A 26,341-nucleotide genomic window follows, 5' to 3' on the forward strand; every position below is an offset into this window, starting at 1 on the left:
GCATGTCGAGATGGGTGTGGCCGGCCGCGGCCGGTGTGGTGACGTCGGCCACCGGGGTGGCGATCAACCTGGCCACCGACCGCGGGGGCAACCCGTGGGCGTGGGTGACGGTCGTGCTGCTGACCGCGTTGGGCGTCGTCATCGCGCTGCGCGTGCAGGCCGGGACGCCCCCGCCCGCCGCGCCGGGGCCCGAACCGGGGCCGAAGGTGAACAACAGCGCCAGCGGCACCGTGCACGGCGGCCTGACGCAGACCGGCGACGTCGCCGGCCCGGTCACCGTCAACTCGCCGACCACGATCAACCAGACCGCCGTCGCCCGCGACGGCGGCGCCGTCCACCAGGCCGGCCGGGACATCCGCCGGGACTAGGTGGAAGCCGGTCCGCACTTGTGCGGCCCCGTGGAGGTGGACTCGGTATATAGACGACCTTTGACGTCCGCATCGGAGTGACGGGCCCGTGATCACGACACCTGGCCAGAGCGCGGACGGCTCGGGCGCCAGCCGGATCAACCAGGCGGGGCGGGACCTGTACGTCGGGGTCGAGGGCCGCGCGTTCGAACCCGGACTCGTGTCCGTCGCGCCGCCGCTGGGCCGGCTCGGGCACGGCGTGTTCGGTCGGGACGACCTCGTCGCCGAGGTCTCGGACCGGGTCGGCGGAGGGGTCGGCGTCCTGCACGGGGCGGGCGGTCGTGGCAAGACGACGGTCGCGCTGTGCGTGTCGCGGGAGGTCGACGCGCAGGTGTGGTGGGTCGACGCGAGCACCGGCACGAGCCTGGTGGAAGGGCTGCGGGAAGTGGCGTCGCGCGCCGGCTCGGCGCACGAGGACGTGGCGAGGGCGTGGTCCGGTCAGGCATCCGCGCCGGACCTGCTCTGGAGGTCGCTGCACGCCCTGCGTCGGCGGTGGTTGCTGATCGTGGACAACGCGGACGACGTCCAGCTCCTCGCCGCGGCCGGGCACCGGGTGGGCGACGGCACCGGGTGGGTGCGCGAGCCGGGACCGCACGGCGGGGTGCTCGTCACCACGCGCGACCACGACACCCACGTGTGGGGCCGGATGGCGGCGCACGTCGCGGTGCCGGTGCTGGGCGTGGACGACGCCACGTGCGTGCTGCTCGACCTCGCGCCCGCCGCCGGGTCGGCCGCCGACGCGCGCCGCCTCGCGGAGCGGCTCGGCGGGCTGCCGCTCGCTCTGACCGCGATCGGGAGGTACCTCGCCGTCGCGGGCGGGGGTCCGGACCTGCCGGGATTGCGGTTGCCGCGCACGTTCGCCGCCTTCCTCGACTCGCCGGAGGGCGTCGTCCCGGAACTGCTCGCGGCGTCCCCAGGCACGGCGCCGAGCCGCGAGATGCTGCACCGCACCTGGGACCTCTCGCTCGACCTGCTGGCGGATCGCGGGCTGCGGTCGGCGCGGGCCGTGCTGCGGCTGCTGTCGTGGTTCGCGCGGGAACCCGTGCCGCACTTCCTGCTCGACGCCGACGTCATCGCGGGCTTCGCCGCGTTCGAGGGCATCACAGCGGCCACCCTCGCGCACGTGCTGCGCGGTCTGGCGGACCTCGGCCTGCTCGACCCGACGGCCATCGAGAACCCGGCCCTCTTCGACGTGGCGAGTGGAGGGCCGGCGATCGTGTCCGGGGTGGCCCTGCACCCGGTCGTGCGGGACGTCGTGCGCAGCCAGGTCCGACTGGACGGCGAGGCCGAGCTGTACACCGAGTGCTGCGCGGCCCTGCTGGACGCGGCCGTGACCCGGATGGAGGGCGACGACTTCCACGCGATGCTGCACTGGCACGCGTTGTTCGCCCACGCGGACCTCCTGCCCGAGTGGACCAGCCTGCTCGGGCGCAGCCCCGACGGCACCCTCTTGGCACTGGCGCGGACGTCGTTCGACGTGGCGGAGCTGTGCCGGTTCTCGGGCAGCGACACCCTCGCGTTCGAGCTGTACTCGCACGCGCTGGCGACCCGGAGGCACGTCCTGGGACCGGACCACCCGGACGTGCTCGCCGCGCGGCTGGGCATCGCCCAGGTCTGGCTGGGCCAGGGGCGGTGGGCCGCGGCGCGCGAGGAGTGCGAAGCGGTGCGGAGCGCCGGGGCGCCGGTCCTGGGCGCCGATCACGAGGTGGTGGAGAAGGCCGCGAAGCTGCTCGGCCTCCTCGGGGACGTCGGGCCCAACCCGTAGGCTTGCCCGCGTGCAACGCTGGAGAGGGCTTGACGACCTGCCGGGCGGCTGGGGTCGGTGCGTGGTGACCATCGGCGTGTTCGACGGGGTGCACCGCGGCCACCAGGCGCTGATCGGGCGGGCGGTCGGGCTGGCAGCGGACAAGGCGGTGCCGAGCGTGCTCATCACGTTCGACCCGCACCCGTCGGAGGTGGTCCGGGCGGGCAGCCACCCGGCCCAGCTGACCAGCCTGCGCCGCCGGGCCGAGCTGGTCGAGGGCCTGGGCGTGGACGTGTTCTGCGTGCTCCCGTTCACCGCCGAGGTGGCGCGCACCCCGGCCGACGAGTTCGCGCACGAGGTGCTGGTGGACCGGCTGCACGTGGCGGCCGTGGTGGTCGGGGAGAACTTCACCTTCGGCCACCGGGCGGCGGGCAACGTGGACCTGCTGCGCGCACTGGGCAAGAGGTTCGGTTTCGTGACCGAGGGGGCGGATCTGGTGACCGACGACGGCGTGACGTACTCCTCCACCTACATCCGGGCGTGCATCGACGCGGGCGACGTGGCCGCCGCGGCGCAGGCGCTCGGCCGGCCGCACCGGCTGGAGGGCATCGTGGTGCGCGGTGACGGCCGGGGCAAGGAGCTGGGCTTCCCCACCGCCAACCTGTCCACCACGCGGTTCGCCGCGGTGCCCGCCGACGGCGTGTACGCGTGCTGGTTCGTGCACGGCTCGGGCCGCCGCCTCAAGGCCGCGGTGAGCGTGGGCACGAACCCGACGTTCTCCGGCCGGGAACGGCGGGTCGAGGCGTTCGTGCTGGACGTGGACGAGGACTTCTACGGCCAGCGGGTGGCGCTGGACTTCGTGGACCGGCTGCGGGACATGGAGAAGTTCGACGGCGTCGAGGCGCTGCTGGAGCAGATGCACCGCGACGTCGCCACGACCCGCGACCTCCTGGCGGCGTCGGAGGACGCCTGACCGGGTTGGACCAGGTGAGTGGAACCGGCCGTGCGACACGTGCCGACCTGGCAGGATGCCGGTGACGTCCGTCGGTCAGGGGAGAGGCGAAGGTGGAGGACCACAAGATCGTCCAGCGCAACCTCGCGCTGCAGCGCGAGTGGTACGGCGAACCCCTGGGCGACCGGGTGCGCCGGCTTGTGGTCGCGTTCAACGTCTCGCAGGCGCAGCTCGCCGAGGTGCTGGGCATCAGCGCCCCCATGCTGAGCCAGGTGATGAGCGGCCGCCGGGCCAAGATCGGCAACCCCTCCGTGCTGGCCCGGATGATCATGCTGGAGCGCAAGGTCCTCACCCCCGACGTGGCGTCCGGCGCGCCCGAGGCGTTGCAGCGCGCGCTGGAGGACGTCCGCCAGTCGAAGCCCACGGTGAGCCGCGACTCGCTGCCGGTGAACGCCGCCGACGCCGAGGCCGTGGTGTTCCCGTTCCTGCGCCGGCTGGCCGACCGCCGCGAGCTGTCCCAGGCCGCCGACGTGCTCGGCGAGGACTTCCCGGCGCTGGCCGAGCTGCTGCGCCGAGCGGGCAAGGTCACCGAAGCCTGACCCCGTGAGCCTGTTCTCCGCGATCTTCCCGCCCGCCGACGTGGTCGAGGAGCTGGACGCCGCCCTCCGCCCGGTCCGCGCGCGGCACCCGCGGCTGCGCTGGCAGCACCCCTCCCGCTGGCACGTCACCGTCCGCTTCTTCGGCGACGCCGAACCCGCCGGTCAGCTCGCCGGCCTGGACCGCGTCACCGCGCCCGTGCTGCGGCTGCGCGACAGCGGCTCGTTCCGGCAGGTGCTGTGGATCGGGGTGGAGGGCCCGCTGGCCGAGCTGGGCGGGGCGGCCCTGGTCCCGCCGGACTGGCTGCCGCACCTGACGGTGGCCAGGGGCGAGCCGACGCCGCGCGTGGAGTTCTCCGGTCGCGAGTGGACCGCCACCGAGGTGGCGCTGGTCCGCAGCCGCCCGGCGGAGGGCTACACCGTCCTCGACCGAGTGCCCTTGAGCACGTCAAACGGGTAACCGTCCGGCACTGCTGGTAACCTCGACCTTTGGGTCTGGCTGCGGTCCGTGGCGGCCAGTACCGACTACCCCGCTTCGCACGGGGCCGCACGGCACCTAACCAGCACAAGGAGTAACGCGCACGTGGCACTGACGACCGAGCAGAAGAAGACCATCCTCGCCGAGTACGGCGTCCACGACACGGACACCGGTTCCGCCGAGGCCCAGGTCGCGCTGCTGAGCAAGCGCATCGCCGACCTGACGGAGCACCTGAAGAAGCACAAGCACGACCACCACTCGCGTCGTGGCCTGCTCCTGCTGGTCGGCCGCCGCCGGCGGCTGCTGAACTACCTGCAGAAGGTGGACATCCAGCGCTACCGCGACCTGATCGGTCGGCTCGGCCTGCGCCGGTGAGACCTGCCGAGGGGGAGTGACCGCTGCGGTCGCTCCCCCTCGGGCATTGCCGAAAACGAAGACGAGGGAAGCACGCGCGGCGCCCGGGACGACAGTTCGCCGGTCCTCGGTAGTGGCCCCCTGGTAGAGGAAACCCAGGGGACTTCGATCGAAGACCGGCCTCGTCCGAACCGCGATCCCGCGCCTGAGCGCGCTGTGACCCGCATGACGAGGAGTACCTGACACATGACGGACATCGAGGTCCACGAGACTTCCGCCACGATCGACAACGGTCGGTTCGGCACCCGCACCATCCGCTTCGAGACCGGTCGCCTGGCCCGCCAGGCGGCGGGTTCGGTCGTCGCCTACCTGGACGACGAGACCATGCTGCTGTCGGCGACGACGGCGTCGAAGCACCCCAAGGAGCACTTCGACTTCTTCCCCCTCACGGTGGACGTCGAGGAGCGCATGTACGCCGCGGGCCGCATCCCCGGCTCGTTCTTCCGCCGCGAGGGTCGCCCGTCCACCGACGCGATCCTGACCTGCCGGCTCATCGACCGGCCGCTGCGCCCGTCCTTCGTGGACGGTCTGCGCAACGAGATCCAGGTCGTCATCACGGTGATGAGCCTGAACCCGCAGGACCTGTACGACGTCGTGGCGATCAACGCCGCGTCCGCGTCCACGCAGCTCGCGGGCCTGCCGTTCTCCGGCCCCATCGGCGGCGTCCGGGTGGCGCTGATCGAGGGCCAGTGGGTGGCGTTCCCGACCCACGAGCAGCTGGAGAAGGCCGTGTTCGACATGGTCGTCGCCGGCCGCGTGGTCGGTGACGACGTCGCGATCATGATGGTCGAGGCCGAGGCCACCGAGAACGTGATCGACCTGATCGGCGACGGCGCGCAGGCGCCGACCGAGGAGGTCGTCGCGGCGGGCCTGGAGGCGGCCAAGCCGTTCATCAAGGCGCTGTGCGACGCGCAGGCCGAGCTGGCGCGGGTCGCCGCGAAGGCCACCGGCGAGTTCCCGACCTACCCGGCCTACCAGGCCGACGCCTTCGAGGCCGTCGAGCAGGCCGCGTCGGGCGAGCTGGCGCAGGCGATGACCATCGGCGGCAAGCAGGAGCGCGAGTCCCGCATCGACGAGGTCAAGGCGTCGGTGCTGGAGAAGCTGGCCGAGCAGTTCGAGGGTCGCGAGAAGGAGGTCGGCGCGGCGTTCCGCTCGCTGACCAAGAAGCTCGTCCGCCAGCGCATCCTGCGCGACAAGGTGCGCATCGACGGCCGCGGCCTCACCGAGATCCGGTCGCTGTCGGCCGAGGTCGAGCTGATCCCGCGGGCGCACGGCTCGTCGCTGTTCGAGCGCGGCGAGACCCAGATCCTGGGCATCACCACGCTGAACATGCTGCGCATGGAGCAGCAGATCGACTCGCTGTCCCCGGAGACGCACAAGCGCTACCTGCACCACTACAACTTCCCGCCGTTCTCCACCGGTGAGACCGGCCGCGTGGGCTCGCCCAAGCGCCGCGAGATCGGCCACGGCGCGCTGGCCGAGCGGGCGCTGATGCCCGTGCTGCCCAAGCGCGAGGAGTTCCCCTACGCGATCCGCCAGGTGTCCGAGGCGCTGAGCTCGAACGGCTCGACGTCGATGGGCTCGGTCTGCGCGTCCACGATGTCGCTGCTCAACGCCGGCGTGCCGCTGAAGGCGCCGGTCTCGGGCATCGCCATGGGCCTGGTGTCCGACGAGGTCGACGGCAAGACGGAGTACGTCGCGCTGACCGACATCCTCGGCGCCGAGGACGCGTTCGGCGACATGGACTTCAAGGTCGCCGGCACCAAGGAGTTCGTGACCGCGCTCCAGCTCGACACCAAGCTGGACGGCATCCCGTCCGACGTCCTCGCGGGCGCCCTGGGCCAGGCCCGCGACGCGCGCCTGACCATCCTGGAGGTCATGGCCGAGGCCATCGACAGCCCGGACGAGATGAGCCCGTTCGCGCCGCGCGTGACGTCGGTCAAGATCCCGACCGACAAGATCGGCGAGGTCATCGGCCCGAAGGGCAAGATGATCAACTCGATCACCGAGCAGACCGGCGCCGACATCTCCATCGAGGACGACGGCACGATCTACGTCGGCGCGGCGGACGGCCCGTCGGCCGAGGCCGCGATCGGCCTGATCAACGCGATCGCGAACCCGCAGCTGCCGAAGGTGGGCGAGCGCTTCCTGGGCACCGTGGTGAAGACCGCGGCGTTCGGCGCGTTCGTGTCCCTGCTCCCGGGCAAGGACGGCCTGATCCACATCTCCAAGCTGGGCAACGGCAAGCGCATCGCCAAGGTGGAGGACGTCGTCAAGGTCGGCGACAAGCTCCAGGTCGAGATCGCCGACATCGACCAGCGCGGCAAGATCAGCCTGGTCCTGGTCAACGAGGACGCGGAGGCGGCCCCGGCCGCCGACAACCCCGCCCAGGACGCCGCACCCGCCGAGGCCCCGGCGCAGTGACGAAGAGCGTCAACAGGACGGCCGCGGGTGCTTCCAGCACCCGCGGCCGTCCGCTTGCGAGCAGGCTCGGGCACCTGCAGAAGCCGGGCAGCACGGTGTCGCTGGAACGCGGCGACGCGGGCGTGGCGGTCCGCCGCACGCTGCTGCCGTCCGGCCTGCGGGTCATCACCGAGCGCATCCCCGGCGTGCGGTCGGCGTCGGTCGGCCTGTGGGTGCAGGTGGGGTCGCGCGACGAGCGGGTCGAGGTCGCGGGCGCCGCGCACTACCTGGAGCACCTGCTGTTCAAGGGCACCGCGAACCGCACGGCGGCGGCGATCGCCGAGGAGATCGACGCCGTCGGCGGCGAGCTGAACGCGTTCACCGCCAAGGAGCACACCTGCTACTACGCGCACGTCCTGGACGAGGACCTGCCGCTGGCGATGGACCTGGTGTGCGACGTGGTGTTCGACGCGCTGTGCGAGCCGCGCGACTTCGAGACCGAGCGCGGCGTGGTGCTCGAAGAGATCGCGATGCGCGACGACGACCCGGAAGACCTGCTGCACGACGCGTTCCTGGACGCCCTGATGGGCGAGCACGCGCTCGGCCGGCCGGTGCTGGGCACCGAGCAGTCCATCGGGGACATGGACCGGGACGCGCTGTTCGGCTTCTACAAGCGGCGGTACGCGCTGCCGCGGATGGTGCTCGCGGTGGCGGGCAACATCGACCACGCGCAGGTGATGCGCCTGGTGCGCAAGCAGGTCGGCGACCGGCTCGACCGCGTCGGCACGCCGGTCGCGCCGCGCGCGGGCCGGGCCCGCATCCCCGGCTCGCGCAAGCTGGTGCTGCACTCCGACGACACCGAGCAGGCGCACCTGATGCTGGGCGTGCGCGGGCTGGACCGGCACGACGAGCGCCGGTTCGCGTTGAACGTGCTGAACGCCGCGCTGGGCGGCGGCATGAGCTCGCGGCTGTTCCAGGAGGTCAGGGAACGGCGCGGGCTCGCCTACCAGGTCTACTCCTCGGTCGGCCTGTACGCGGACACCGGCACGTGGTCGGTGTACGCGGGCTGCCAGCCGGACCGGCTCGGCGACGTGGCCGGGGTGGTGCGCGACGTGCTGTCCACGGTGGCCCGCGAGGGCCTGGGCGACGCGGAGCTGGCCCGCGGCAAGGGGCAGCTGCGCGGCGGGCTCGTGCTCGGCCTGGAGGACACCAGCTCGCGGATGTCGCGCATCGGCAAGGGCGAGCTGAACTACGGCGACTACCTGTCCGTCGAGCAGACGCTGGCGCGCATCGAGGCCGTGACGGCGGACGACGTGGCGGCGTTGGCGCGTGATCTGCTGCGACGCCCCGTCGCCGCCGCTGTGGTCGGCCCTTACGCTCACGCCGACGATCTGCCCTCCCAGGTGCACGAGGTGATCTCTTGAGTTCCGCAGAACCACTCCGCGTCGGCGTCATCGGCGCCAGGGGCCGCATGGGCGCCGAGGTGTGCCGCGCGGTCGAGGCGGCGCCGGACATGGAAGTCGTCGCGATGGTGGACGCCGGCGACTGGCTGTTCAACCTGGCCGACGCAGGCGCGGAGGTCGTGGTCGACTTCACCAACCCCGAGGTGGTGATGGACAACCTCCGGTTCTGCGTCGACAACGGCATCCACGCCGTCGTCGGCACGTCCGGGTTCGACGCGCAGCGGCTGGGCGCGGTCGCGGAGTGGCTGGAGCCGAAGCCGGAGCTGGGCGTGCTGATCGCGCCGAACTTCGCCATCGGCGCGGTGCTGTCCATGCGGTTCGCCGAGCTGGCCGCCCCGTACTACGAGTCGGTCGAGGTCATCGAGCTGCACCACCCGCGCAAGGTGGACGCGCCCTCCGGCACCGCCGCGCACACGGCCCGGCTGATCTCGCAGGCCCGCGAGGCGGCGGGGCTCGGCCGGATGCCGGACGCGACGACCCAGGAGGCGCCGGGCGCGCGTGGCGCCCTCGTGGGCGACGTGCGGGTGCACGCGCTGCGGTTGGCCGGGCTGATCGCGCACCAGGAGGTCGTGTTCGGCACCGAGGGCGAGACGCTGACGCTGCGGCACGACTCGCTGGACCGCAAGTCGTTCATGCCGGGCGTGCTGCTGGCCGTGCGGTCGATCGCCGCGCACCCCGGGCTGTCCGTGGGCCTCGACAAGTACATGGACCTCTGAGCGGGTCCGCGCGCCGATGAGGACCCGTGCCGTCGCGTTCCTGATCACCGCCGCGCTGGCGGTGTACTTCGTGCTGCTCGGCGGCCGGGCCGTGGTGCTGCTCGGCACCGGCGACCCGGTCGGCATCGGCCTCGGCGTCGGCGTGCTGCTGCTGCCGCTGATCGGCGCGTGGATCGCGTGGACGAACCTGCGGTTCGGCTTCACCACCGAGCGGATGGCGCGGCAGCTCGACGCCGAGGGCGGTCTCCTCGACACGTCCGGCCTGCCGCGCCGCCCGTCCGGCCGGGTGGACCGGGAGGCCGCCGACGCGTGGTTCGAGGAGCGCTCGGTCGACGTCCGGGCCCGGCCGGACGACTGGCGGACATGGTTCCTGCTCGCCCAGGCGTACGACCTGGCCGGTGACCGCGGCCGGGCGCGGGAGACGATGCGGAAAGCGATCGAGCTATTCCAGTCGCCGACGAATCGGGTGTGAGTCACCCGGGTGAGACGTGATTCATTCGGTCTTAACGTTCTCTTGCCTTGGATTCGTCGGCCGTGGTCGCTACTCTGAGTGACGTGACCAAGACCTGCGAAAACCTCCGGCTGACCGTCGCCTGCGTCGTCGTCACGATCGCGCTGGGTATCGCGCTCACCTTCGGCTGATCGGGCGACTTCCTGGGGAAGAATCAGGCGAACCGCCGCACGTCCCCGGGAGTAGCCATGCACCTCGCTCGGATCGCCCGCGCGGTCCTCGCCGTCGCCGCGGTCCTGGTCGTGGGCGGCCTCGCCACCCCGGCCGCCCCGGCGCACGCGGCGCCCGGCTGCGCCGTCGACTACGCGGTCACCGACCAGTGGCGCGGCGGGTTCGGCGCGCGGGTCACCCTGACCAACCTCGGCGACCCGCTGTCGGGCTGGGCCCTGGAGTGGGCGTTCACCGCCGGGCAGCGGATCGGCTCCGAGACGTGGAACGGCGTGTTCAGCCAGACCGGCAGCGCCGTGCGGGTGCGGAGCGCCGACTACAACCGCGCGCTGGCCACGGGCCGGTCGGTGACGGTCGGCTTCAACGGCTCCTGGACGGGCAGCAACCCGGCGCCGGCGGCGTTCACCCTGAACGGCGTGCCGTGCACCGGCTCGGTCGTGACCGCCGGCACGACGAGCGACGCGACGACGCCGCCCTCCACGCCGCCGCTCACGACCGGGTCGTCCGCCGCGACGACCACGACCACACCCACGACCACCACCACCACCACGACCGCGTCCGCGCCCTCGTCCTCGTCGTCGGCCGTGAGCGAGCCCGCGGAGTCGTCGGCGTCCGAGACCATCGCCTGGCCGACGGCGTCGCAGAAGCCCGCGGTCGTGCTGTCCGCGGACGTGAGCCCCGACAGCGGGGTGGACGCGCTGCGCCTGGGCCTGGTGATCAGCCTGCTCGTGGCGGCCGTGGGCACCGCCGTCCTGCTCGTGGTGCGCCGGCACCTCGGACGGTCCGGCGACCGTCCCGGTGAGCGACCCTAGGGTCACACGACCGAGTGGTTCCGGGTGCGGCAAACCGTTCGGCCGGGTAGCCGGAGGGGCATGGATCGTTCAGCGGTAGACCGACTGCTCGACTGCGACGTGCTCGACCGGCACGGCCGGCCCATCGGACCGGTCGCGGAGCTGTGGCTGGCCGGTGGCCGGCCGCTGTGGGCGTCGGTCCGCAGAGACGGCGGGACCACGCTCGTGCCGATCCGGGGCGGCCAGGTGCGCGACCGGAGGCTGGTGGTGCCGGTGGAGGAGCGCGAGGTGCGCGACGCGCCGCGGGTCGGCGACCGGGACCTGTCCGAGGCCGAGCAGGCCGAGCTGCACGACCACTACGGGTTGCGGCTGCCGGAGCAGCGCCTGGTGCGCCACCAGCCCGCCGGCGTCAGTGCACCCAGCCGGCAACGGCGGCGGGCGACGCGGCCAGCACGCTGAACCGGGCGAACCGGCCGACCACACCGGTCGACACGAACAGCCAGGACGACATGCCGGCCAGGCCCGCCAGCACGGTGGTGAACATGAACGGCGGCAGGCCGACGACCGAGCTGACCGCGTGCGTGCCGAACATCCAGTGCGGGTGCCGGTGGCAGCGCACGCGCACCCACTCCAGGCGCGCCTTCCACTTCTGCCGCCGCGGCGACAGCGCCTTCTCCCCCTTCTCCTCGCGCTTGAGGAACGCGGGCAGGTGCAACGTGCCGCGCGCGGCCAGGAAGTAGAACATCTTGCCCAGGACCTGGCCCAGGGCGACCGCGAGCCCGATCCACCACCAAGAGATGCCGGGTTGCTGGGTCACCAGTCCGACGACGAAGATCTCGATGCTGATCAGGGGTAACAGCGCGGAGCCGAAAGCGATCCCGAACGTGAGGCACAGCCACCCAATCACCCGGTCGAGGCTACCTGTGGGGTGACGGCGTGAGCAGTAGGGACAGCCCCCCGGAAACCCTGATCTCGCGCAGCGGCCGCCCGCCCGCGTCCAGGGTCCGGACCGTGCCGTCGGCCTCCCAGTCGGCCTTGCCGTAGAAGCCGGTCGACGCCTTGTCCGCCTCCGGCACCCACGCCACGCCCCTGGTCGCGCCCGCTTCGCGCAGGTGGCGGGCCGCCGTGCCGAGCAGCCTGCCGCCGTGCCCGCGCCGTCCCCAGCGCGGTTCCACGAGCACGCTCACCAACGCCGTCGTGGCGGCGTCCTCGGGCAGCGAGCCGTCCGCGTGCGCGACTTCTCCTCCGGGCGCGATGCCCGCGACGCAGAACCCGACCGTCCAGGCGCCTTCGGTGGCGACGAAGACCTGCCCGCGCGCGACCGCCTCGGCCCACGCGGGCGCGGTGTCGTCCACGTCGAGGGCTTCCAGGACCTCGGCGGGCACGAGTTCCCGGTAGGCGGTTCGCCAGGTGTCTCGGTGGATGCGGGCGATCTCCGCCACGTCGTCGGGCTGCGCGGTGCGCGTGGTGGCGTCGGCCATGCGGGCACCCTAGCGGCCGGTCGGGGAGCGGGGCCGCCGGCCACCGGGGTTCCGGCCCGACCCGGCGGACTCCCGAGGTGGTGGCCGAAAACCGCGTGATTCGCGGCCGTGCGGCATGAAAGCGTCAGCGACGTGCGTTGGGCAGCGTTGGTCGTCGTGTACGTGGTCTGGGGTTCGACCTACCTGGCCATCAGGTTCACCATCGAGTCGATGCCGCCGCTGTTGTCGGCGGGGAGCAGGTTCCTGGTCGCGGGCGCGGTGCTGGCGCTGCTGGTGGCGTGGCGCGGCGGGCTGCGGATGACGCGGCGGCAGTTCGGGTCGGCGGTGCTGCTGGGGCTGCTGCTGCCCGCCTGGGGCAACGGGCTGGTGGTGCTGGCGCAGCAGTCGGTGGCGTCCGGGCTGGCGGCGCTGCTGGTGGCCGCCGTGCCGCTGTACGTGGTGCTGATGCGGCGGTTCACCGGCGAGCGCCCGCACCGGGTGACGTACGCGGGCGTGGCGATCGGGCTGGTCGGGCTGGCCGTGCTGCTGCTCGAAGACGTCGGCGAGTCGACGTGGTGGGGACCGTGGGTGGTGCTGCTGGCGGCGTTCGGGTGGGCGCTGGGCTCGTTCCTGAGCAGTCGGCTGGACACGCCCGCGAACCCGTTCGCGCTGTCGGCGGTGGAGATGCTGGCGGGCGGCGCGGCGCTGGCGGTGGTGGGGCTGGTCGTCGGCGAACGGGTGTCGTTCGGCACGATCACGACGTCGTCGTGGGTGGCGTGGTGGTACCTGGTGGTGTTCGGGTCGCTGCTGGCGTTCAGCTCGTACGTCTACGTGCTGGGGCAGCTGCCGGTGTCGACGGTGGCGACCTACGCGTACGTGAACCCGGTGATCGCGGTGGTGCTCGGCGTGTGGCTGGCGGACGAGCGGTTCGGGCCGTTCCAGCTGCTCGGCGGGCTGCTGGTGGTCGCGGCGGTGGGGCTGGTGGTCCGCGCCGAGCGGGATCGTCGTACCTGAGTGGGAGTATCCACCCGTGCAGAAGATGAGCGCAGACGTCGCCCGGCGCATCGCCTTGGGCGCACAGGGTTTCGCCGACCCGAGACCGGGCTCCGAGCCCACCAGGCGGCACCTGCAGAAGGTGCTGTCCCGGATCGGGCTGCTGCAGCTGGACTCGGTGAACGTGGCCGTCCGCGCGCACTACATGCCGCTGTTCAGCAGGCTCGGGTCGTACGCGCCCTCGTTGGTGGACGAGGCGGCGTGGTCGCACAGCGCCCGCAGGCCGCGGCTGCTGGTGGAGTACTGGGCGCACGAGGCGAGCCTGGTGCCGGTGCGGGACTGGCCGCTGCTGCACTCCGGGGCCAAGCGCCAGGGCTGGTGGAAGGGGTACACGGCGGTCGCCGAGGGCTCGCCGCAGCTCGTCGAGGACATCCTGGCGGTGGTGGAGGAGCTGGGGCCGGTCGGCGCGGGCGCGATCGAGCGGGCGCTGGCCGGTGGCGGGCCGCGGGCCAAGGACCACTGGGGCTGGAACTGGTCCGAGGTCAAGAAGGTGTGCGAGTACCTGTTCGGCGAGGGCGTGCTGACCACCGGGTCGCGGCGCGGCTTCGAGCGGCTGTACGACCTGGCCGAGCGCGTGCTGCCGCCCGAGGTGCTGGCCAGGCGGTCGGCGGTGTCGGCGGAGGAGGGTTCGCGGGAGCTGGTGGCGCGGGCGGCGGCGGCCCTGGGGGTGGCGACCGAGCCGGACCTGCGCGACTACTACCGGCTCCAGCCCGCGCGCAGCCGGCAGGCGGTGGCGGAGCTGGTCGAGGCCGGTGTGCTGGAGCCGGTGGAGGTGCGGGGCTGGGGCGCGCCCGCGTACCGGCACGTCGAGGCGCGCGTGCCGCGCCGGATCACCGGGCGGGCGCTGCTGTGCCCGTTCGACCCGCTGATCTGGGAGCGGGCCCGGACCGAGCGGATCTTCGGCTTCTTCTACCGGATCGAGATCTACGTGCCCGCGCCGAAGCGGGTGCACGGGTACTACGTCTTCCCGTTCCTGCTGGACGGCGAGCTGGTGGGGCGGGTCGACCTGAAGGCGGACCGGGCGGCGGGCGTGCTGCGGGTGCAGGCGGCGTACTCGGAGCCGACGGCGGACGTCGGCCGGGTCGCGGTCGAGCTGGCCGCCGAGCTGCGGCACATGGCCGACTGGCTGGAGCTGGACGACGTGGAAGTGGCGCCCAAGGGCGATCTCGCGCCGGCGTTGAAGCTGGTGGTGCGATGAATGAATGACAGATGTTGAAATCTGTCAGCCCAATGGTCATAGTGGAGTCATGACGAACTCCACTGACCGCGGGCTGCCCCGCCGCGCCCTCGGCGCGACCGGACCACGGGTGTCGGCGCTCGGGCTGGGCTGCATGGGCATGTCCGATCTGTACGGCCCGGCCGACGAGGCCGAGGGCGTGGCCACCGTCCACGCCGCTGTCGACGCGGGCGTGACGCTGCTGGACACCGGCGACTTCTACGGCATGGGGCACAACGAGCTGCTGATCCGGCAGGCCCTGCGCGACCGCAACCGCGACGACGTGGCGATCAGCGTCAAGTTCGGCGCGCTGCGCGACGCGGACGGCGGCTGGCACGGCAGCGACGGCCGCCCCGAGGCCGTGCGCAACTTCCTCGCCTACACGCTGCGCCGGCTGGGCGCCGACCACGTCGACGTCTACCGCCCCGCCCGCCTCGACCCCGCCGTGCCGATCGAGGAGACCGTCGGCGCGATCAAGGAGCAGGTCGAGAAGGGCCACGTGCGGCACATCGGCCTGTCCGAGGTGGGCGCGGACACGCTGCGCCGGGCGCACGCCGTCCACCCGATCGTCGACCTCCAGATCGAGTACTCGCTGGTCTCGCGCGGCATCGAGGAGTCGATCCTGCCGACCGCCCGCGAGCTGGGCGTCGCGATCACCGCGTACGGCGTGCTGTCCCGCGGCCTGCTCTCGGGCCACTGGACCGCGACCAAGGGGCCGCAGGACTTCCGCGCCGTCTCGCCGCGCTTCCAGGGCGACAACCTGTCGCACAACCTCTCGCTGGTGGAGGGCCTGCGCGCGGTGGCCGAGGCCAAGGGCGTCACGGTCGCCCAGCTGGCCATCGCGTGGGTCTTGGCGCAGGGCGACGACATCGTGCCGCTGGTGGGCGCGCGCCGCCGTGACCGGCTGGCCGAGGCGCTGGGCGCGCTGGACGTCGTGCTGACCGAGGACGAGCTGGCCCGGATCGAGGCCGCCGTGCCCGCCGGCGCCGTCGCCGGTGAGCGCTACGCGCCGGCCCTGATGGCGCACCTGGACAGCGAGCGCTGATCGCGCACAATCAGCACACCGTTCCGCGATCCGCAGGGAGTTCCACCGTGGCCGAAGCACTGACCGCCGAGGTCATCCTCAGCACGACCGAGGACGTCCTCCGCCGCTTCGGCCCGGCCAAGGCGACGGTCGTGGACGTGGCCCGCGCCCTGGGCGTGAGCCACGGCAGCGTGTACCGCCACTTCCCGACCAAGGCGGCGCTGCGCGAGGCGGTCACGCAGCGCTGGCTCGACCGCGCGCACGCGGGCCTGTCCGACATCGCCACCGCCGGCGCCCCGGCGCCGCAGCGCCTGCGGGACTGGCTGGCCGCGCTGTTCCAGGCCAAGCGGGCGAAGGCCCTGGGCGACCCGGAGCTGTTCGCCACGTTCACCGTCCTGGTGCGGGAGAACAGCGCGGTCGTGGCCGCGCACATCGCGCACCTGGTCGACGACCTGACCAGGATCGTCGCCGACGGCGTGGGTTCGGGGGACTTCACCACCCCGGACCCCGCCGCGAGCGCCAGGGCGGTCTTCCACGCCACCGCCCTGTTCCACGACCCGGCGCACGCCGACGAGTGGTCCTCCCCGGACACCGACGCCGCGTTCGAAGCCGTCGTGTCGTTGGTGGTGGCGGGGCTGCGGTCCGGGAGGTGACGGAGGGCCGGCGGTTGCTCGGATGAGCGACTGCGGCGTGCGCATCGGGGGTGCGCACGCCGCAGCGGGGCTCAGGACGTGGTGGCGGTGGTCACCAGGGCGGTGCCGCTGCCCGTCCGGCCGGTGATGGACAGGGCCGGCTCGTCGGCCGGCGGGGTGTCGGAGACCGCCAGCTCGCTGCGCGCCGAGCCCGAGTTGGACACCAGGTCGACCTGGGCCGTCACGCCGGGGCGCACGCCGACGCGGATGTCGCCCGAGCCGGTGCCCATGTGGATCTCGCCGGCCGCCGCGTCGGCGATCGTGACGTCGCCGCCGCCGGTGCGCACCTGCACGTCGTCCTGCACGGCGCCCAGCCAGACGTCGCCGGTGCCGGTGTTCAGCACGGAGTTGCCGCCGACCGACGACACCTCGATGTCGCCGCTGCCGGTCTTGGCCCGCAGCCCGCCCAGCATCGGCCCCAGCCGCAGCTTGCCCGAGCCCGAGTTGACCTGCGACGCCGCGTCCGCGCGGTCCGCCGTCACGTCACCGGTGCCGGTCTGGATCTCCAGCCGACCCGCCGCGCCGGTCACCGTCACGTCCGCCGAACCGGCCTTGGCGATCACGTGCGAGCCGATCGGCGCGCGCACGGTCACCCGCAGCGGCACGGCGCGCAGCGGCAGGGCCTTGGACGAGTGCACCTTCACCCGCGTGCCGGACAGCTCCAGCCGCGCGTCCCGCACCGCCTCCGACGGGCCCGCCGGCTGACCCGGCACGCTGCCGAACTGGGTGTTCGCCCAGTTCAACAGCCCCGACAGCGCGGTCGTCCAGGACTCTCCCGGCGCCGGGTCGTGCTCCACGTCCACGTGCACGCCCGGTTCGTCCACCAGGTGCACGCGCACCCGCCCGGCGGTCACGGCCACCTCCAGCTCGGCGACTCCCTCGACCTCGAAGCTCTGCCGGCGCACGATTTCCGATTCCACGATTCCCCCTCAGCCCTGGACCCAGCCGCGGACGCGCGACGCCGACGAGGAGCCGCCGCCCGACTGGTCCTTCGGCGGTCCCCAGTGCTTGTGACCACCACCGCGACGCCCGCCGACCGCGCCCTGCACGGCCTGCGCGACGAACGTGTTCAACGACATGCCCTGAGCCGCGGCGGCCTGTTCCGCCTTGGCCTTCAGCTCGTCCAGCAACCGCAGGGTGACGCGCGTGGCGTCGCCGGCGGACGGCCGGGGAACTTCCTCGGTCCGCGGTTCGTGTTCCTCCCGCGGGGACGTGCCGGTGACGACCACCTGCACGTCCCGCCCGTCCAGCCGCACGTCGACCACGGGCCCGTCCAGGGCTGCCGTGACCTCCGCGGCCAGGTCGGACAGTGCGTTCATGAGCGCGAGCCGCGCGGCGGGCTCCAAGGCTGCGGACAGCAGGGCGGCGGTGCGCCGGGTGTTGTCGTCCCCGGCGGACGCGGCCGTCGCGAGGTCTTCGCGCAGTGCGGCGATGTACGGCGACAGATCCATGACACCACCATGACGTCAAAAGTGACATCAGTCAAGGAAATCGTGATGTCGCGGCGGCGTCACCGCGAACGGACGTACGGGGGAGGCCGAACGGTCGGTGCTGCAAAAGGGGGCTGCCCGGGTTTCGGTTAGGGTTCGGGCATGGCTGAGACGGTGGCGCCGAAGGTGCAGTTGATCGCGAAGACGGAGTTCTTCCCCCCGGACGGCGTCCCGTGGTCCACCGACGCCGACGGCGGCGAGGCGCTGGCCGAGTTCGCCGGTCGCGCCTGCTACCAGTCCTGGACCAAGCCGAACCCGGCCACCGCCACGAACTCCGGCTACATCAAGCACATCATCGAGGTCGGCCACCTGTCGGTGCTGGAGCACGGCTCGGTCAGCTTCTACCTGACCGGCATCTCCCGCTCGCTGACCCACGAGCTGATCCGGCACCGCCACTTCTCGTACTCGCAGCTGTCCCAGCGGTACGTGCCCGAGCGCAACGCCGCCATGGTCGAGCCGGACGTCATCGCGAACGACCCCGAGCTGCACGAGAAGTTCCTGGCCGCCGCCCAGGCCAGCGTCGACGCCTACAACGAGCTGCTGAAGGGCCTGGAGGAGAAGTTCTCCGACGTGCCCAGCGCCACGCTGCGCCGCAAGCAGGCCCGCCAGGCGGCTCGCGCGATCCTGCCGAACGCCACCGAGACCCGCATCGTGGTCACCGGCAACTACCGGGCGTGGCGGCACTTCATCGCCATGCGCGCCACCGAGCACGCCGACGTGGAGATCCGCGCGCTGGCCGTGGAGTGCCTGCGCCAGCTGCAGAAGGCGGCGGCGAACGCCTTCGCCGACTTCACCATCTCCACCCTGGCCGACGGCTCCGAGGTCGCTTCCAGCCCGCTGGTCACCGAGGGCTGACGGCCCGTGAAGCGGCTGATCGTCGACGTCCGGCCGGGCGGGTACGCGGTCGTGCGGCTGCCCGCCGACGCGCCGGCGCCCGCCGGGCTCCTCGACGCGCCGGGCCTGGTCTCGGTGACCAGGACGCCGGACGAGCTGTCCATCGTGTGCCCGGAGGAGCACGCGCCGGACGCGGCCGCCGCGCAGCCCGGTTGGCGGCTGCTGACCGTGCGCGGCCCGCTGGAGTTCACCCTCACCGGCATCATGGCCGCGCTGTCGGGCGAGCTGGCGGCGGCGGGCGTGAGCTTGTTCGCGCTGTCCACGTACGACACCGACCACCTGCTGGTGAAGGAGTCCGACCTGGACCGCGCGGTCCAGGCGCTGCGCGCGTCCGGGCACGAAGTCACGAAACCGTGAAACCGGATCGGGCGGCGCGGGGTCTGAAGTAGCGTTCCGCCGGTCCGCGCGCGGGGTTTCGAGGAGTGACGGTGACTGGTCCGACGCAAGGCGTGAGCACCCGGCCGCGGGTGATCGCGGGCAGGTACGCATTGCTCGCCGAGCTGGGTCGCGGTGGCATGGGCGTCGTCTGGCGCGCCCAGGACAACGTGATCGGCCGCCAGGTGGCGATCAAGGAGCTGCACCTGCCCGACGGGATCGCGCTGGAGGAGCGCCGGGTGCTGGAGGAGCGGGTGCTGCGCGAGGCGCGCACCGCGGGCCGGCTGAACGACCCCGGCGTGGTCACCGTGTACGACGTGGTCGCCGAGGGCGGCATGACCTACATCGTGATGGAGCTGGTCGAGGCGGCCACGCTGTCCACGTTGGTCAGCGCGCACGGCCCGATGCCGCAGGACCGCGTGATCGCGATGGCGATCCAGGCGCTGTCCGCGCTGGACTCCGCGCACCAGGCGGGCATCGTGCACCGGGACGTGAAGCCGGGCAACCTGATGGTCACGCCGAACGGCCGGGTGAAGCTCACCGACTTCGGCATCGCCCAGGCCGTGGACGACCCGAGGCTGACCACCAGCGGCAGCCTCATCGGCTCGCCCGCCTACATGTCGCCGGAGCGCATCCACGGCAACGAGGCGTCGCCCGCCTCCGACCTGTGGGCGCTGGGCGCGACGCTCTGCTACGCCGTCGAGGGCGCCAACCCCTACGAGCGGTCGACCACCGCGTCCACCCTGCACGCGATCATGAACGAGATGCCCCGGCTGACCAGGGCGCACGGCGTGCTCGGCGCGGTCATCACCGGCCTGATGATGCCCGACCCGAACGCCCGGCTGACCGGCCCGCAGGCCCGCGCCATGCTGGAGCGCGCGGCCGCCCAGCCGACCCCGCCGACCGGGTTCGGCGCGCCCAACCCGACCATGCACTACACCCCGCCCAACGCCGCCGCCGCCGCGCGGAAGCCGTGGTTGAAGAACCTGCTGATCACCGCCACGGCGGTGGCGGCGGTGGCGCTGCTGGTCGGCGGCGCGTTCATCGGCCGGTGGCTGTTCGTGGACGCCCCGCCCGCCGCGATGGCCCAGACGGTCACCTACGGGCCCGGCGGCACGATCGAGCCCGCCCAGTTCAAGCCGGGCAGCGGGCAGTGCGGCGACAACCTGCTCGACCCGAACACGACGGTCAACTACGTCGACTGCGACGCGGTGCACCGGGTCGAGGTGTACGCGGCGGTCGAGCCGTTCGGGTCGGACAAGATGGCCTACCCGGGCGACGAGTGGCTGCGCAACTACGCCGAGGACTACTGCACGCTGCACTTCATGTCCGACCGGGTGCCGGTGCAGGACAAGCAGTCCGAGCTCCGCTACGTGGCCGTCGTGCCGACCTCCGGCGTGTGGTCGGAGAACCCGGCGTCCGCGTCCTCCTCGTCGGACAAGCGCTACCGCGACGTGGTGTGCGTGCTGTGGAACAAGGACGGCACGGCGATGAAGGACCAGGTGTACGCCGAGTAGCGTGGGGCCATGGGCGTCGCGCAGGACGAACGCAGGCAGTTGACCGAGCTGTTCGCCGAGGTGGGCCCGGACGCGCCCACGTTGTGCGACCCGTGGCGCACGCGCGACCTCGCCGCGCACCTGGTGCTGCGGGAGCGCCGCCCGGACGCGGCGGCGGGCATCCTGCTCAAGCCGCTGGCCGGGCACACGCGGAAGGTCCAGGACGCCTACGCCGCCAAGCCGTGGGACGAGCTGGTCGGGCTGGTCCGCGGCGGGCCGCCCCGGCTGTCGCCGTACGCGCTGGTGGACGAGCTGGTCAACGCCGTCGAGTACTTCGTGCACCACGAGGACGTGCGGCGGGCGCGGGACGGCTGGGAGCCGCGTTCACCCGATCCGGTACGAGACGACGTGCTGTGGCGGCGGCTCGGGCCGACCGCCCGGATGATGTACCGCAAGAGCCCCGTCGGGGTGGTGCTGCGCCGCCCGGACGGTCAGGCCGTCGTGGCCAGGCGCGGCGCGGAACCCGTCGTGCTGACCGGGCAGGTCTCGGAACTGGTGGTGCACGTGTTCGGCCGGTCCGCCGCGCGGGTCGAGTACGACGGCGCGCCCGAGGCCGTGCGGCTGGTGCGGGGCCTGGACCGGAGCATGTAGTCGCAGCTTGCCGAGGGTGACGCGGTAGATTTCCGCACATGACCGCAAGTCCTGCCGCCTCGCCCGGCCGACCGTTCGGCCGCGTGCTCACCGCCATGGTCACCCCCTTCGACGCGGAGGGGGCGGTCGACCTGGACAAGGCGCAGCGGCTCGCCGAGCACCTGGTCGAGCTGGGCAACGACGGTCTTGTGGTCAACGGCACCACCGGGGAGGGGCCGACCACCAGCGACGCGGAGAAGTCGGACCTGGTCCGCGCCGTGGTCGAGGCGGTCGGCGACCGCGCGACCGTGGTCAGCGGGGCCGGGACCTACGACACCGCGCACAGCGCGCACCTGGCCAGGCAGGCCGAGGAGGCGGGCGCGCACGGTCTGCTGCTGGTCACCCCGTACTACTCGCGGCCCACCCAGGAGGGTGTGCACGCGCACTTCACCACCGTGGCCGACCAGGTCGGCGTGCCCGTGATGCTGTACGACATCCCGCCGCGCTCCGTCATCCCCATCGAGGTGGAAACCCTGCTGCGGCTGGCCGAGCACCCGCGTATCGTGGCGGTCAAGGACGCCAAGGGCGACCTGCTCGCGGGCAGCAAGGTCATCGCGGCCACCGACCTGGCCTACTACTCCGGTGACGACCCGCTGAACCTGCCGTGGCTGTCGGTCGGCGCGGTCGGCTTCGTCAGCGTCATCTCGCACATCGCCGCGGATCGGCTGCGCGACCTGCTCGACGCGTTCGAGTCCGGCGACGTCGCCGGCGCGACCGCGATCCACCAGTCGCTGCTGCCGCTGCTGCGGCCCTTCAGCCGGATGCCCGGCGTCACCTACGCCAAGGCCGCGCTCCGCCTGCGCGGGCTGGACGTGGGCGACCCGCGGCTGCCGCTGGTACCCGCATCAACCGAGGACATCAAGGCCGTAGAGGCCGAATTGGGAGTCAACGCGTGATCAACCCGAGCTCACCCCCGCCCGCACTGCCCGACGGAGGTCTGCGCGTCGTCGCACTGGGCGGAATTGGCGAGATCGGCCGCAACATGACGGTGTTCGAGCACGCCGGCCGGCTGCTCGTCGTGGACTGCGGCGTGCTGTTCCCCGAGGACGACCAGCCGGGCGTCGACCTGATCCTGCCCGACTTCCGGGCCATCGAGGACCGGTTGGACGACATCGACGCGCTGGTGCTCACCCACGGGCACGAGGACCACATCGGCGCGGTGCCGTTCCTGCTCAAGCTGCGCCCCGACCTGCCGGTGGTGGGCTCGCGGTTCACCCTGGCGCTGCTCGCGGCCAAGTGCAAGGAACACCGCCAGACGCCGAGGCTGATGGAGATCACCGACGGCGAGCGGCGCGCTTTCGGGCCGTACGAGCTGGAGTTCTTCGCGGTCAACCACTCGATCCCGGACGCCGTCGCGGTCGCCATCCGCACCTCCGCCGGCCTGGTGCTGCACACCGGCGACATCAAGCTGGACCAGCTGCCGCTGGACGGCAGGCTGACCGACCTGGCCGGGTTCTCCCGGCTCGGCGACGAGGGCGTCGACCTGTTCCTGGTCGACTCGACCAACGCCGAGGTGCCGGGCTTCGTCGCGCCGGAGCGCGAGATCGGGCCGGTGCTGGAGAACGTCGTCCGCAAGGCCAACCAGCGGGTCATCGTGGCCTGCTTCGCCTCCCACGTGCACCGCGTGCAGCAGGTGCTGGACGTGGCCGTGCAGTACCACCGGCGGGTCGCGCTGGTCGGCCGGTCGATGGTGCGCAACATGGGCATCGCGGCCGAGCTCGGCTACCTGAACGTGCCGGACGGGCTGTTCGTGGACCTCAACGAGGCCATGGAGATGCCCGAGGACCAGGTGATGTTCGTGTCGACCGGCTCGCAGGGCGAGCCGCTGTCGGCGCTGTCGCGGATGGCGCGCGGCGAGCACCGGCAGATCTCGATCAAGGCGGGCGACACGATCGTGCTGGCGTCGTCGCTGATCCCGGGCAACGAGAACGCGGTGTTCGGCGTGGTCAACGGCCTGTCCCGGCTGGGCGCCACGGTCGTGCACCAGGGCAACGCCAAGGTGCACGTGTCCGGCCACTCGCCCGCCGGCGAGCTGCTGTTCCTGTACAACGCGGTGCGGCCGTCGAACGTGATGCCGGTGCACGGCGAGTGGCGGCACCTGCGGGCGAACGCGGCGCTGGCCGTGGCGACCGGGGTGACCGAGGAGCGGGTCGTCATCGCCGAGGACGGCGTGGTGGTCGACCTGGTCGACGGCAAGGCGGCGATCAGCGGCAAGGTCGAGGTCGGCCACGTCTACGTCGACGGCCTGTCCGTCGGCGACGTCGGCGAGTCGACGCTGTCCGACCGGCTGGTGCTCGGCGAGGGCGGGTTCATCGCCATCACGGTGGCGGTCGACTCGACCAACGGTCGCGCGGTCGCGCCGCCGACCGTCTCCGGCCGCGGGTTCTCCGACGACCCGAAGGCGCTGGACCAGGCGGTGTCGCTGGTGGAGATGGAGCTGTCCCGCACCGAGGCCGAGGGCATCACCGACTCGCACCGCATCGCCCAGGCGGTGCGCCGGGTGGTCGGCCGCTGGGTCGCCGAGACCTACCGCCGTCGGCCGATGATCGTGCCGACCATCATCCCGGTGAACTGACCGCCCGCGCGCGTGGTCGAGAGGAGCTGACGTGGCCGAGGTGCTGTTGTTCCACCACGCGCACGGGTTGACGCCCGGCGTCGCGGCCTTCGCCGAGCGGTTGGCGGAGGCCGGGCACACCGTCCACGTGCCGGACCTGTTCGGCGGCCGGGTCTTCGTGGACCTGGGCGCGGGGCTGGACTACGCGCAGGAGGTCGGGTTCGGCACGATCGCCGAGCGCGGCCTCGAAGCGGCCGCCGACCTGCCCGGCGACGTCGTGTACGCGGGGTTCTCGCTGGGCGTGCTGCCGGCGCAGATGCTGGCCCAGAGCAAGCCGGGCGCGGCGGGCGCGCTGCTGTTCAGCGCCTGCGTGCCGGTGACGGAGTTCGGCGAGGCGTGGCCCGCGAGCGTGCCGGTGCAGGTGCACGCGATGGCCGAGGACGACCTCTTCGTGGACGACGGCGACCTGGAAGCGGCCCGCGCGCTGGTCGCGGGCGCGGCGGACGGCGAGCTGTTCCTCTACCCCGGCGACCGGCACCTGTTCGCCGACGAGAGCCTGTCGTCGTACGACGAGGTGGCCGCCGTGCTGATGATGGAGCGCGTGCTCGCGTTCCTGAAGTAGCCACCGGTGGTGCGGGAGCGGCGTCGCGCCCTCCCGCACCACCGCGGCGGAGCAAGCCTCCGAGCAGCGGGACGCGAACGCTACCGGCCCGCGCGCGCCGTCGCGACTGCCGAATGGAGCGCCGCTGGTTGCCCGGCGCAACTGACCCGAACAACCGATGACCGCTGCGCCGCGAGACGGTTGTTTACGGATAGCTCCAGGACCGTATCCCGCCAGGTCGCACGCGATGTGCGGCCTGGCGGTCGCAGTTCCGCGAATCGGCGTCCCGGGTGGGAACGAATGGTCGATCGGCGCTTTGCTTACGGTCGCGCGCCGATCAGTCGACACTCGTTCGCCGCATTTACCCGGTGAATCGAATCCGCCTAACGTCTGCGCCTGGAATCACTCGATTCCCGTGCACTCCGCGATCGAATGGTGAGGTGATCCATGCGCAGAACGCGTGGGCGAAGAACCGGTGTCGCAGTGGTGAGAGCGGTCGCTCTCGTGCTGGCGGCCGCGGCGGCGCTGGTGCTCGGCCCGGCCGCGCAGGCGGGGACCACGACCGCGCCGCGGTCGGCGATCACCGGGCAGGCGGCGTCCCTGACGGGCTCGGCGATCTCCACCCAGGCCGAGAACACGATCACCCGGGGCTCGTGGTCGTGCAAGCTGACGGTGAGCAACCCCGGTCGGTGGTGGGGCGGCTCCGGCGGCGGCGTGCAGGGCCCCGGCTGGCTGAACTGCAGCCACGTCATGCCGCAGCTGGAGATCTTCGTCGGTGTCGTCCGCAACAACACGCTCGTCAGCATCGCCACCGACTACGACACGTCCACGATCCAGGTCAACACCAACGCGTCCGTGTCGCCCTACGTCCAGGCGACCTACTTCATCGCCGCCATCGGCTACGTCGAGTGGCCCGACGGCGTGATCACCGAGTTCCCCGAGCTGCACAGCCCCGCGTTCACGATCTGACCGGATCGCCCCGGCCCGCCACCCGGCGGACCGGGGCGGTCACCCGGTTCCCGGCCGGCCCTACTCCGGGCGCCACGGGCTGCTGCCCGTGGTCGGCCGGGTGGGGTCGTGGAACTTCGGCAGGTCCGGCTCGTCGACCCGCAGCGGCGCCAGGCCCGCGGTGATGGCGCGCATGATCCGCTCGTGCGCCCGCCGCGCGTCGCCCGGCTTGCCGTCCTCCAGCCCGGACAGGTCCACCGGCTTGCCGAAGTGCACCTTGAACGTCGGCCGCCGGCGCAGGCCGCGCAGGTACGACGTGAGGTAGGGCTTGGCGTCCTCCCAACCCCCGACCCCGGTGTTGCCCCAGTAGACGGCCTCGTGCGCGCCCCACTGGCTGACCGGGACCACGGGGATGTCGCCGCTCAGCGCGAGCCGCGCGGCGCCCGTCTTGCCGCGCTCCGGCCACAGCCCCGGGTCGAGGCTGATCCGGCCCTCCGGGTACAGCGCGATCGGGTCGCCGCCGCGGCGCAGCGCCTCGACCGTGCGGTGGTAGGCGTCGCCGACGTTGGCCGCCGCCCGGTCCACCCGCAGGTGGCCGGAGGCCCGCAGCAGGGGACCCAGGACCGGCGCGTCGAGCAGCCCGCCGGTGAGCAGGAACCTCGGCGCGACACCGAGCCTGCGGCAGGCGGCGATCAGCACGAACGGGTCGAGGTTGCCGATGTGGTTGGACGCGAGCAGCAGGGGACGTCCCCTGAGGTCCGCCGGGATGTCGCCGGTGACTTCGAGTCGTCCGCTGAGACCGACGACCCCTTGGTCGACGGCGGTCAGCACGCGCCACAGCAGTGGTGTGGGCACGACGGGCAGGCTACGGCGTGTCGAGGTGTCGGCGCACCGGGTTCGGGGCAACCATGGGGCATCGGGCAGCGCGCGTCACGTCGCCCCGTGAAGCTTGGGGTCGTTGGGGCTGGAGGGACTACCGTAGGCACATGGCCGGCCGAACTGGGACCTCGCGCAAGGGCACGACCCGCAGCACCGGAACCGGGTCGAAGCCCCGTTCGAGCGCGTCCCGGTCCGGCTCGTCGCGCTCGGCGTCGGCCCGGTCCGGTTCGGCGCGCTCCGGTTCGTCCCGGTCGGGTTCGGCGGCCAAGCGGTCGTCCGCCAGACGCGCGCCGGCGCGGAGGTCCCCCGGTTCCATCGGCCGGGTC

30 protein-coding genes are annotated in these 26,341 nt (G+C 72.7%); 24 read left to right on the top strand and 6 right to left on the bottom strand.

Annotated features, from left to right (window positions below; translation table 11 throughout):
- Window positions 1-2 precede the first annotated feature (2 nt).
- The 12 genes from AB0F89_RS15040 to AB0F89_RS15095 all read left to right on the top strand — a co-directional run bounded on the left by AB0F89_RS15040 (window position 3) and on the right by AB0F89_RS15095 (window position 11,102).
- Window positions 3-368 (top strand): hypothetical protein, encoded by a 366-nt coding sequence (locus tag AB0F89_RS15040; RefSeq protein WP_367136572.1) that lies wholly within the window; start codon window positions 3-5, stop codon window positions 366-368.
- Between the two features lie 88 nt (window positions 369-456).
- Window positions 457-2,172 (top strand): tetratricopeptide repeat protein, encoded by a 1,716-nt coding sequence (locus AB0F89_RS15045; protein ID WP_367136574.1) that lies wholly within the window; start codon window positions 457-459, stop codon window positions 2,170-2,172.
- A 10-nt stretch (window positions 2,173-2,182) separates the two neighbouring features.
- Window positions 2,183-3,124: a bifunctional riboflavin kinase/FAD synthetase gene (locus tag AB0F89_RS15050; RefSeq protein ID WP_367136576.1), complete on the top strand. Its 942-nt coding sequence runs from the start codon at window positions 2,183-2,185 to the stop codon at window positions 3,122-3,124.
- 92 nt (window positions 3,125-3,216) lie between these two features.
- Entirely contained in the window at window positions 3,217-3,702 is a 486-nt protein-coding gene (locus AB0F89_RS15055) for a helix-turn-helix domain-containing protein (protein ID WP_367136578.1), read from the top strand.
- Window positions 3,703-3,706: 4 nt separating this feature from the next.
- Entirely contained in the window at window positions 3,707-4,159 is a 453-nt protein-coding gene (locus AB0F89_RS15060; RefSeq protein ID WP_367136580.1) for a 2'-5' RNA ligase family protein, read from the top strand.
- Window positions 4,160-4,282: 123 nt separating this feature from the next.
- Entirely contained in the window at window positions 4,283-4,552 is a 270-nt protein-coding gene (rpsO, locus tag AB0F89_RS15065; RefSeq protein WP_033432682.1) for a 30S ribosomal protein S15, read from the top strand.
- A 225-nt stretch (window positions 4,553-4,777) separates the two neighbouring features.
- Window positions 4,778-7,015, top strand: coding sequence for a polyribonucleotide nucleotidyltransferase (locus AB0F89_RS15070; protein ID WP_367136582.1), 2,238 nt, complete (start codon window positions 4,778-4,780; stop codon window positions 7,013-7,015).
- The gene (locus AB0F89_RS15075; protein WP_367136584.1) at window positions 7,012-8,418 is read left to right on the top strand and encodes a M16 family metallopeptidase; all 1,407 of its coding nucleotides are present in this window, start codon (window positions 7,012-7,014) and stop codon (window positions 8,416-8,418) included. The genes AB0F89_RS15070 and AB0F89_RS15075 overlap by 4 nt, the downstream gene beginning before the upstream one ends.
- Window positions 8,415-9,173 (top strand): 4-hydroxy-tetrahydrodipicolinate reductase, encoded by a 759-nt coding sequence (dapB, locus tag AB0F89_RS15080; RefSeq protein WP_367136586.1) that lies wholly within the window; start codon window positions 8,415-8,417, stop codon window positions 9,171-9,173. Before AB0F89_RS15075 ends, dapB begins: the two co-directional genes overlap by 4 nt.
- Window positions 9,174-9,189: 16 nt before the next feature.
- Window positions 9,190-9,645 (top strand): tetratricopeptide repeat protein, encoded by a 456-nt coding sequence (locus AB0F89_RS15085; protein WP_367136588.1) that lies wholly within the window; start codon window positions 9,190-9,192, stop codon window positions 9,643-9,645.
- Between the two features lie 227 nt (window positions 9,646-9,872).
- Window positions 9,873-10,664, top strand: coding sequence for a cellulose-binding domain-containing protein (locus AB0F89_RS15090; RefSeq protein WP_367136590.1), 792 nt, complete (start codon window positions 9,873-9,875; stop codon window positions 10,662-10,664).
- A 60-nt stretch (window positions 10,665-10,724) separates the two neighbouring features.
- Window positions 10,725-11,102: a PRC-barrel domain-containing protein gene (locus tag AB0F89_RS15095; RefSeq protein ID WP_367136592.1), complete on the top strand. Its 378-nt coding sequence runs from the start codon at window positions 10,725-10,727 to the stop codon at window positions 11,100-11,102.
- Here AB0F89_RS15095 and AB0F89_RS15100 read toward each other — a convergent pair.
- Together AB0F89_RS15100 and AB0F89_RS15105 are read right to left on the bottom strand one after the other, a co-directional pair.
- Window positions 11,053-11,550, bottom strand: coding sequence for a hypothetical protein (locus AB0F89_RS15100; protein ID WP_367136594.1), 498 nt, complete (start codon window positions 11,548-11,550; stop codon window positions 11,053-11,055). The two genes, AB0F89_RS15095 and AB0F89_RS15100, sit on opposite strands and share 50 nt — an antisense overlap.
- Before the next feature lie 10 nt (window positions 11,551-11,560).
- A complete protein-coding gene (locus AB0F89_RS15105) occupies window positions 11,561-12,124 on the bottom strand; it encodes a GNAT family N-acetyltransferase (protein ID WP_367136596.1) in 564 nt (187 codons plus the stop codon).
- Window positions 12,125-12,256: 132 nt separating this feature from the next.
- On the opposite strand from AB0F89_RS15105, the gene AB0F89_RS15110 reads away from it, so the two are divergent.
- Genes AB0F89_RS15110 through AB0F89_RS15125 form a run of 4 tightly spaced genes read left to right on the top strand, consistent with a single transcriptional unit; the run spans window position 12,257 to window position 16,049 of the window.
- A complete protein-coding gene (locus AB0F89_RS15110; RefSeq protein WP_367136598.1) occupies window positions 12,257-13,117 on the top strand; it encodes an EamA family transporter in 861 nt (286 codons plus the stop codon).
- Window positions 13,118-13,142: 25 nt separating this feature from the next.
- Window positions 13,143-14,354 (top strand): winged helix-turn-helix domain-containing protein, encoded by a 1,212-nt coding sequence (locus tag AB0F89_RS15115; RefSeq protein ID WP_367136600.1) that lies wholly within the window; start codon window positions 13,143-13,145, stop codon window positions 14,352-14,354.
- A 49-nt stretch (window positions 14,355-14,403) separates the two neighbouring features.
- Window positions 14,404-15,417 carry an aldo/keto reductase gene (locus AB0F89_RS15120; RefSeq protein ID WP_367136602.1) on the top strand — a complete coding sequence of 338 codons (1,014 nt, stop codon included), beginning with the start codon at window positions 14,404-14,406 and terminating at the stop codon, window positions 15,415-15,417.
- Between the two features lie 47 nt (window positions 15,418-15,464).
- The gene (locus AB0F89_RS15125; protein ID WP_367136603.1) at window positions 15,465-16,049 is read left to right on the top strand and encodes a TetR family transcriptional regulator; all 585 of its coding nucleotides are present in this window, start codon (window positions 15,465-15,467) and stop codon (window positions 16,047-16,049) included.
- Window positions 16,050-16,120: 71 nt separating this feature from the next.
- On the opposite strand, the gene AB0F89_RS15130 is transcribed toward AB0F89_RS15125, so the two are convergent.
- Together AB0F89_RS15130 and AB0F89_RS15135 are read right to left on the bottom strand one after the other, a co-directional pair.
- Window positions 16,121-17,008, bottom strand: a complete 888-nt coding sequence (locus AB0F89_RS15130; protein ID WP_367136605.1) for a DUF4097 domain-containing protein — start codon at window positions 17,006-17,008, stop codon at window positions 16,121-16,123.
- Between the two features lie 9 nt (window positions 17,009-17,017).
- Window positions 17,018-17,539, bottom strand: coding sequence for a toxin-antitoxin system HicB family antitoxin (locus tag AB0F89_RS15135; protein WP_367136607.1), 522 nt, complete (start codon window positions 17,537-17,539; stop codon window positions 17,018-17,020).
- 141 nt (window positions 17,540-17,680) lie between these two features.
- On the opposite strand from AB0F89_RS15135, the gene thyX reads away from it, so the two are divergent.
- The 8 genes from thyX (at window position 17,681) to AB0F89_RS15175 (ending at window position 25,157) form a co-directional block, all read left to right on the top strand.
- The gene (thyX, locus tag AB0F89_RS15140) at window positions 17,681-18,433 is read left to right on the top strand and encodes an FAD-dependent thymidylate synthase (protein WP_367136609.1); all 753 of its coding nucleotides are present in this window, start codon (window positions 17,681-17,683) and stop codon (window positions 18,431-18,433) included.
- A 6-nt stretch (window positions 18,434-18,439) separates the two neighbouring features.
- Window positions 18,440-18,829, top strand: a complete 390-nt coding sequence (locus tag AB0F89_RS15145; protein WP_367136611.1) for an ACT domain-containing protein — start codon at window positions 18,440-18,442, stop codon at window positions 18,827-18,829.
- A gap of 71 nt (window positions 18,830-18,900) precedes the next feature.
- Entirely contained in the window at window positions 18,901-20,364 is a 1,464-nt protein-coding gene (locus AB0F89_RS15150) for a serine/threonine-protein kinase (RefSeq protein ID WP_367136613.1), read from the top strand.
- A gap of 9 nt (window positions 20,365-20,373) precedes the next feature.
- Window positions 20,374-20,994, top strand: a complete 621-nt coding sequence (locus AB0F89_RS15155; RefSeq protein ID WP_367136615.1) for a TIGR03085 family metal-binding protein — start codon at window positions 20,374-20,376, stop codon at window positions 20,992-20,994.
- Between the two features lie 38 nt (window positions 20,995-21,032).
- The gene (gene dapA / locus AB0F89_RS15160; protein ID WP_367136617.1) at window positions 21,033-21,929 is read left to right on the top strand and encodes a 4-hydroxy-tetrahydrodipicolinate synthase; all 897 of its coding nucleotides are present in this window, start codon (window positions 21,033-21,035) and stop codon (window positions 21,927-21,929) included.
- Complete coding sequence (locus AB0F89_RS15165) at window positions 21,926-23,608, top strand: ribonuclease J (RefSeq protein ID WP_367136619.1); 1,683 nt, start codon at window positions 21,926-21,928, stop codon at window positions 23,606-23,608. Before dapA ends, AB0F89_RS15165 begins: the two co-directional genes overlap by 4 nt.
- Before the next feature lie 31 nt (window positions 23,609-23,639).
- Window positions 23,640-24,209: a dienelactone hydrolase family protein gene (locus AB0F89_RS15170; RefSeq protein ID WP_367136621.1), complete on the top strand. Its 570-nt coding sequence runs from the start codon at window positions 23,640-23,642 to the stop codon at window positions 24,207-24,209.
- A 465-nt stretch (window positions 24,210-24,674) separates the two neighbouring features.
- A complete protein-coding gene (locus AB0F89_RS15175) occupies window positions 24,675-25,157 on the top strand; it encodes a hypothetical protein (protein ID WP_367136623.1) in 483 nt (160 codons plus the stop codon).
- A gap of 60 nt (window positions 25,158-25,217) precedes the next feature.
- On the opposite strand, the gene AB0F89_RS15180 is transcribed toward AB0F89_RS15175, so the two are convergent.
- Window positions 25,218-25,991: a lysophospholipid acyltransferase family protein gene (locus tag AB0F89_RS15180; RefSeq protein ID WP_367136625.1), complete on the bottom strand. Its 774-nt coding sequence runs from the start codon at window positions 25,989-25,991 to the stop codon at window positions 25,218-25,220.
- A gap of 118 nt (window positions 25,992-26,109) precedes the next feature.
- Window positions 26,110-26,331: a hypothetical protein gene (locus AB0F89_RS15185; RefSeq protein ID WP_367136627.1), complete on the bottom strand. Its 222-nt coding sequence runs from the start codon at window positions 26,329-26,331 to the stop codon at window positions 26,110-26,112.
- Window positions 26,332-26,341: the final 10 nt, after the last annotated feature.

Source organism: Saccharothrix sp. HUAS TT1, from assembly GCF_040744945.1.
In the GTDB taxonomy this organism is placed as follows: domain Bacteria; phylum Actinomycetota; class Actinomycetes; order Mycobacteriales; family Pseudonocardiaceae; genus Actinosynnema.

Coding starts and splice junctions, on each gene's coding strand:
- AB0F89_RS15040 (WP_367136572.1), top strand. CDS start 3: ATGTCGAGATGGGTGTGGCCGGCCGCGGCCGGTGTGGTGACGTCGGCC.
- AB0F89_RS15070 (WP_367136582.1), top strand. CDS start 4,778: ATGACGGACATCGAGGTCCACGAGACTTCCGCCACGATCGACAACGGT.
- AB0F89_RS15085 (WP_367136588.1), top strand. CDS start 9,190: ATGAGGACCCGTGCCGTCGCGTTCCTGATCACCGCCGCGCTGGCGGTG.
- AB0F89_RS15090 (WP_367136590.1), top strand. CDS start 9,873: ATGCACCTCGCTCGGATCGCCCGCGCGGTCCTCGCCGTCGCCGCGGTC.
- AB0F89_RS15095 (WP_367136592.1), top strand. CDS start 10,725: ATGGATCGTTCAGCGGTAGACCGACTGCTCGACTGCGACGTGCTCGAC.
- AB0F89_RS15105 (WP_367136596.1), bottom strand. CDS start 12,124: ATGGCCGACGCCACCACGCGCACCGCGCAGCCCGACGACGTGGCGGAG.
- AB0F89_RS15115 (WP_367136600.1), top strand. CDS start 13,143: ATGAGCGCAGACGTCGCCCGGCGCATCGCCTTGGGCGCACAGGGTTTC.
- AB0F89_RS15120 (WP_367136602.1), top strand. CDS start 14,404: ATGACGAACTCCACTGACCGCGGGCTGCCCCGCCGCGCCCTCGGCGCG.
- AB0F89_RS15135 (WP_367136607.1), bottom strand. CDS start 17,539: ATGGATCTGTCGCCGTACATCGCCGCACTGCGCGAAGACCTCGCGACG.
- thyX (WP_367136609.1), top strand. CDS start 17,681: ATGGCTGAGACGGTGGCGCCGAAGGTGCAGTTGATCGCGAAGACGGAG.
- AB0F89_RS15155 (WP_367136615.1), top strand. CDS start 20,374: ATGGGCGTCGCGCAGGACGAACGCAGGCAGTTGACCGAGCTGTTCGCC.
- dapA (WP_367136617.1), top strand. CDS start 21,033: ATGACCGCAAGTCCTGCCGCCTCGCCCGGCCGACCGTTCGGCCGCGTG.
- AB0F89_RS15185 (WP_367136627.1), bottom strand. CDS start 26,331: ATGGAACCGGGGGACCTCCGCGCCGGCGCGCGTCTGGCGGACGACCGC.